Genomic DNA, 6221 nt, shown 5'->3' with positions numbered 1-6221 from the left:
CGGCCAGCGCCCGCCGCCGCGGCATCCACGGGGAGTACTGAGCCAGTCCGGTCGGCTTCGCCGCCGGTTTCCCGACGACGGCACTGGCCTCCGTCAGTGAGGCGGCGTCACCGCAGCAGCTCGTGGATGCGCTGGACCATGAGGTCGGTGAGCGCCTCGTCGTAGTCGTCTGTGGAGGAGTCCATGAACAGGTGGCCGGCGGTGTCGTACTCGAAGAGGTCGGCCGGGTTGTCCGGCTCCTCGGCGGAGGCGGCGTAGGAGAGGGCCAGCGGCAGGTCCTCGTCCTTCACCCACGGGTCCTCGCTGGCTAGGTGCACCTGCAGGGCCACGTGAGGCATCCACAGAGGGGCGTAGGCGTTCAGCGGCAGGGCGGCGGACATGGCGATGCAGGCGCGGAACGCCGGGACGGTCTGCGCGGCCTTGAAGGCGGGGCAGACGCCCATGCTGATGCCGGCGAGCACGGAGGCCTGGCGGTATTCGGCGGTGGCGGCGATGCCGCGGGAGACGATCTCGTCCATGCCGACCTGCTGCAGGTGGGCGACGCCCTCCTCCACGGTGGCGAAGGTCGTGCCCTGGTAGAGGTCCGGCAGGTGCACGGTGTGGCCGCCGGCCTCGATCCTCTCGGCGAGAGCACGGACGCCGTCGGTGAGGCCGAGCGCGTGGTGGAACAGCAGGATCTGGCTCATGCGCTCAGCCTAGATCAGATGGGGTCGGTGTCCTCTGCCGGGGGAGGCGTTTCACAGGTGGGCTTCGGTGCGCCGTCGCGTCCCACGGTGCGCGCAGGTCACGGCGGTGGGAAGGGGAGCTGGGCAGGAGCGCCGGGCTCGGGGTGGTCGGCGTCGATCAGGACGGCGCGCCCCGGCACGTGCAGGACCTCGGTAAGCCTGGGCCACATCATCCGCTGCTCCGGGGTGGTGCCGGCCGGCACGTAGAGCCGACGGGGCAACTGCGCGAGCAGGCGCGAGGAGGCCAGCTCCCGACCGCCGACGGCGGCGACGCGGATACCACGCGATCCGTCCGTGCCGAGGTGGTGGACCAGGAGCTCCTCCAGTCCGCGATAGGACCGAGGGCAGCGCAGGGAAGCCCACGCGGCCCACCCGGAGATCAGCAGGGTGCCGCCGGTCTCTGCCAGTGCGGCCGCAGACTCGAGGACTGCCTCGACGGGCTCCTGCGGTCCGTCCGGGGTGAGGACACGCCAACGGCGGGGAACGTCGTGTGGGGTGCCGTTCCGTTCTGACTCCGGTGTCCCGGTGCCGTCGAGGTGGAGGACGTGCTCGCCGGTGCCGATGAGGTCTTGCCGAAGCCGTGCGATCAGCAGATCGCGTCCCCCTCGCGGTTCGATGAGCCAGGCGGTGCTCGCCTCCGGGCCGGCGTCGGCATCGAGCCGACGATGGCGACCGGACGCGGTGTCGTCCACGAGGGCGAGCGGAACGGCTCCCGATGCCTGCGGGGTCCAGCTCTCCGGCAGCGGCGGAGACAGGATCGGGTCCGGGACGGGAAGGGCGGCTCCCTCCGTGAGGGCAGCCAGCTCGGCGACGACCTCGCTCCAGAGGGTCGGGGCGACCTGCTGGATCTCTGCGGCCCCGGGACGGACCCATCGGCGGGCGGCGTCAGAGCGGACCCACGTTGCGGCCCGAAAGGTGCGTGGTGCCCTCCCCTGCCCGACATGGACGACGGTTCCCGGCTGATCCGACGGAATGCGTGCCGCCCCGGCAAATCCGGTCAGGTCCCACGACTCCTGCTCCGTGGCTGTGCGTAGGCAGAGCACCGAACCGAGATTCGAGCGGATGTCCGCACTTACGCTCCCGGTCGCCCGCTGAGTCGCCAAGACGAGGTGGAATCCGAGGGATCGCCCGGTGGCTGCAAGACGGCGCAGCACCTCGGAGGCCTCCGGGTGTTCGTCGATGAGCACACGCAGTTCGTCCACTGCCACGACGAGCCGGGGGAGCGCCATGCCCGGAACGCGGCGGCGGAACTCGGGATAGTCGCTGACCCGGTGGGCCGCGAACAGCTCCTCGCGGCGGCGGAGCTCGGCGCCGACGGCGTCCAGCGCACGGAGGGAGGCGGAGGCGACGTGGTTGGTCTCCACGCTCATGGTGTGGGGCAGCTGCTCGAGACACGAGAACGAGGCGCCGCCCTTGAAGTCCAGCAGGACGAGCGCCACCTCGGACGGTGGGTGTGTGGCACACAGCCCGGTCAGCATCCCCAGGAGCAGGTCGGACTTGCCGGACCCGGTGGTGCCGGCGACGAGGACATGGGGACCGTCCGCCACGAAGTCGAGGTCGACCTGGGCATGGCCGCCCTCGTCCGGTCCGACGAGGGGCGTCACCAGCTCCTCCACCGCAGCCCGGACACCCGGTGCCGTGGGCACGCGCAGGGGCGTCGGAGCGGTTCCGGGCCGCAGGCCAGGTGCTGCTGCGGCCATATCCGAGGCGATCTCCTCCACCCACCAGCAGGCGGTGCGGACGGAGACCTTGCAGGCGTGGAGATCCTCCAGGTCCTGACCTTCGGCGCCGAGGCGGGCGCTGCCGTCGCTGATGTCGATCAGGTCCTCGCCGTCGGCGGCGCGGACTGCGCCTTCCACCACCGTCACCTCGGCCCAGCGCTCGCCGGACGACGGGACGGCCGTGGCGGAGCCGGCAGGGCAGCGCCGCGACCACGCCCGCCGGAGGGGAGCGACGATCCGCCCGGACGGCAGGGTGAGCAGGACGCCCGCCGCACCCGGTCCGGTCTGCCACAGCAGGCCGGTGTCCGCGGAGCAGACGGCGAACCCGAGGCCACGGCGCGAGGTCTGAAGCAGCAGCTGAACCACCAGCCACCGAAGCACGCCGTCGTGTTCGGGCCCGGCGCCGGCCACGCGCACGGCCGCCCCGGGGGCCGGGCGGCTCAGCACCGGCTGTCGACGCACCGTGTCGGGGCGCCAGCGCTCTTGGCGCACCGGGTCGTCGACGGGGAGTTCTCCTATTCCCGAGCCCCAGTGCAACACCGGCGGCAAGAACGTGGTTCCGCGATCCTCCGCAGCGGCGTCGGCCTGCAGCGCAAACCTGTCGGCCGAAGGGGACCGGCACGCCCGGGTGAGCGACAGCGGAGTGAGGGCGCTGCGCTCCCGTTCCTCGATGACGGCGTCCACCCGAGCGTGCAGGCGCCGGCGGAACAGGGTCCTGCTGCGACGCTGCAGCCCGAGCATCGTCCCCACGGCGACCACGGAGAGCAGCCCGAACAGCAGGAAGAACGCGCGTCCCGTGCTCACGGCCAGCACCACGCCGAGCAGCAGCGGTCCCACAGCCATGACGGCGGGGAGCACCAGGGACATCGGCGCCGGTGCGCCGGAGGTGTCGACGCGGGCCGTCGGCGGCACGGCGGCAGGCGGCAGCGGTTCTCCGGGGCCGCGCGCCACCACGATGTCGGTCGTGCCCACAGCAACGGGCGACGCGTTCTGCCACGGCGAGGGACCGTCGTCGTCCACGCAGAGGCCTGACGAGGAGGCCGTCAGGGCGACGGGACGGGCCGGGGCGGTCGGATCCGCCAGACGCCACCGGCTGCCGCCGCGGCCGACCGTGGTGCCGCCCCTCGGGAACGGCACGACGTGTCCGGCGTCCGGGCCGCTCGCGGCCACGAGGCTCAGCTCCGGTCCCCGGAGGCGTCGATGTGCACCGGGCGGACGGGCGATGTAGCGGAGGCGGGAGCCTCGGCGACTCTCACACTCGAGCACGACGTCGGGGAAGTGCTCGGCCACAGCGCGGTCCTGATCCGCGGGGTGCGGCGGCAGGTCGGACACGATCCAGCTCTCGATGCCGGACATCCCCACGATCTCCACCGTCCAGGACATCAGGGCTCCCCTCCGTCGGTCGTGTCCGCGACCTGCCGCCGCGGCCGACGGCGCCGGAATCCCGTTCCCGGCGTCGCCGTGCGTCCCACCTTGCCCTGACGCCCGTACCGGGCGTCGAGTCAGGCCTGCGATCTGTGGAAAACCCTTCTCCGGGGCATGTCGGGTCCGCTCGCGGCACGCGTTGTCCACAGGTTCCGGAGGTGTGAGCCAGGCCACGGTACTGTGGGTGGCGGCGCGAGGGATGGCGCCGGAAACGGGAGACCCCAGCGGAGGGGGCTGCATCGGCATGTGCAGGAGGGACCAATGGAAGCAGTGCGCATCCTCGAATCGGAGCTGCGTGAGCTCATCCGACGGCGTGACATCGACCCCCAGCGGGAGCCCGAGTCGATGCGCAGGCTCATCAGCGACGCCACCACGGACTACGAGTCCCGGGCCATGAAGGGGTCCCTGCCCGCGCTCAAGGACCCCTCCGAGACTCAGCGGTGGCTCTTCGACCTGCTCGCCGGATTCGGTCCGCTCCAGCCTCTGCTGGACGACCCGAGCGTCGAGGAGTTCTGGCTGAACGCACCGGACGCGGTCTACTGCGCCCGCTCCGGACGCTCCGAGCTGACCGGCATCGTGCTCACGGAGCAGCAGGTCCGCGACACCGTGGAGATGATGCTCAAGTCCTCCGGGCGCCGCCTGGACCTGTCCACGCCGTTCGTAGACGCATCGTTGCCCGACGGCTCCCGTCTCCACGTCGCGATCCCGGACATCACCCGGCGGCACTGGGCCGTGAACGTCCGGAAGTTCATCGCCCGGGCGAACCGCCTGGACGATCTCGTGCGCGGCGGCTCGCTCACCGTCCAGGCCGCGAAGTTCCTCGACGCCGCAGTGTCCTCCGGCATGAACATCCTGGTCTCCGGGGCCACCCAGGCCGGAAAGACCACCATGCTCAACTGTCTGGCGGCCTCGATCGGTCCGCGGGAACGGGTGATCACCGTGGAGGAGATCTTCGAACTTCAGCTGCCGGTCCGTGACGTCGTCGGCATGCAGTGCCGCCAGCCGAACCTCGAAGGCCACGGAGAGATCCCGCTGCGTCGCCTCGTCAAGGAGGCACTGCGCATGCGGCCGGACCGCCTCATCATCGGCGAGGTCCGGGAAGCGGAGTCACTCGACATGCTCGTGGCACTGAACTCCGGCCTGGCCGGCATGTGCACCATCCACGCGAACTCCGCCTCCGACGCCCTCACCAAGCTCTGCACCCTGCCGCTGCTGGCCGGGGAGAACATCTCGCGGAACTTCGTCGTGCCGACCGTGGCGACCTGCATCGACGTGGTCGTGCACTGCGCCCGGGACCGGCAGGGCCGCCGCCAGGTGGAGGAGATCCTCACCGTCGGCTCGCGGGTGGAGGACGGCGTCATCGAGACCTCGACCCTGTTCCGCAGGGACAGCGAGGGGCAGCTGGTGGTAAACCAGGCCGCGAGCCTCGAGATGCCCCAGCTGGAACGTCACGGCATCGACATCCTCGACCTGGTGGGCGATCGCTGAATGGGCCTTCTTCTGGGACTGCTGCTGGGCGCCGGACTCTTCCTGGTCTGGTGGTCCTGCTGGAACGAGCCCGCGCCCGCCGAGGATGACGCCCCGGCGAGGCAGGGCAGGCTCCGCCGCCTGATCGCGCAGGCGGGCATCGCGCGCCTGTCTCCGGCCGGCGTGGTCGCCGCGATGGCCGGATGCGGCGTCTTCGCCCTCCTGCTCGTCCTGGCCCTGACCCGTGCCCTGCCGATCGCCCTGTGCTTCGCGCTCTTCGGCGCCGTGGTGCCCTACGCGCTGCTGTCCTTCCAGGCCCGGCGCCGCCACGTCCTCCTCCGTGACGTGTGGCCGGACGCGGTGGACCACGTCCGCTCGGCGATCCGTGCCGGTCTCACGTTGCCCGAGGCGCTCATGCAGCTGGGGGAGAACGGCCCTGAGGGGCTGCGCGAACCCTTCCAGGAGTTCAGCCGCGACTACCGCGCCGGCGCCCGCTTCCTCGATGCGCTCGAGGGACTCAAGGTCCGCATGTCCGACCCCGTTGCGGACCGGCTCGTGGCCGCGCTGCGCATGACACGTGAGGTCGGCGGCGCAGACATCGGCCAGCTGCTGCAGACCCTGTCCGAGTTCCTGCGCCAGGACGCCCGGGTCCGCTCCGAGCTGGAGGCCCGTCAGTCCTGGACCGTCAACGCGGCACGCCTGGCTGTGGCCGCGCCCTGGGTCGTCCTGTTGCTCATCGGCACGCAGCCCGTGGCCGTGGAGACGTATCGGACCGCGGCAGGAGCAGCAGTGCTGCTCGCCGGTCTCGTGGTCTCGGTCGTCTGCTACCAGCTGATGCTGCGCATCGGCGCGCTTCCCCAGGACGAGCGGGTGATCGCATGAA

The 6221-nt window shown here is 71.6% G+C and carries 4 protein-coding genes; 2 read left to right on the top strand and 2 right to left on the bottom strand.

What is annotated here, in order from left to right:
- Nucleotides 1-107: 107 nt before the first annotated feature.
- Together MLY01S_RS07850 and MLY01S_RS07845 are read right to left on the bottom strand one after the other, a co-directional pair.
- Nucleotides 108-686, bottom strand: coding sequence for a dienelactone hydrolase family protein (locus MLY01S_RS07850; protein ID WP_067190935.1), 579 nt, complete (start codon nucleotides 684-686; stop codon nucleotides 108-110).
- A gap of 98 nt (nucleotides 687-784) precedes the next feature.
- Entirely contained in the window at nucleotides 785-3829 is a 3045-nt protein-coding gene (locus MLY01S_RS07845) for an FtsK/SpoIIIE domain-containing protein (RefSeq protein WP_067190933.1), read from the bottom strand.
- Nucleotides 3830-4132: 303 nt separating this feature from the next.
- Between MLY01S_RS07845 and MLY01S_RS07840 the strand changes: the two genes are divergently transcribed.
- A complete protein-coding gene (locus MLY01S_RS07840; protein ID WP_067190931.1) occupies nucleotides 4133-5359 on the top strand; it encodes a TadA family conjugal transfer-associated ATPase in 1227 nt (408 codons plus the stop codon).
- Nucleotides 5360-6220, top strand: coding sequence for a type II secretion system F family protein (locus MLY01S_RS07835; RefSeq protein WP_067190930.1), 861 nt, complete (start codon nucleotides 5360-5362; stop codon nucleotides 6218-6220).
- The last annotated feature ends 1 nt before the right edge of the window (nucleotide 6221 follow it).

It is taken from the genome of Micrococcus lylae NBRC 15355 (genome assembly GCF_001570885.1).
GTDB classification, from domain to species: domain Bacteria; phylum Actinomycetota; class Actinomycetes; order Actinomycetales; family Micrococcaceae; genus Micrococcus; species Micrococcus lylae.
The sequence above is the reverse complement of the archived record's forward strand: the minus strand, read 5'-3'. Positions and strand labels throughout refer to the sequence as shown.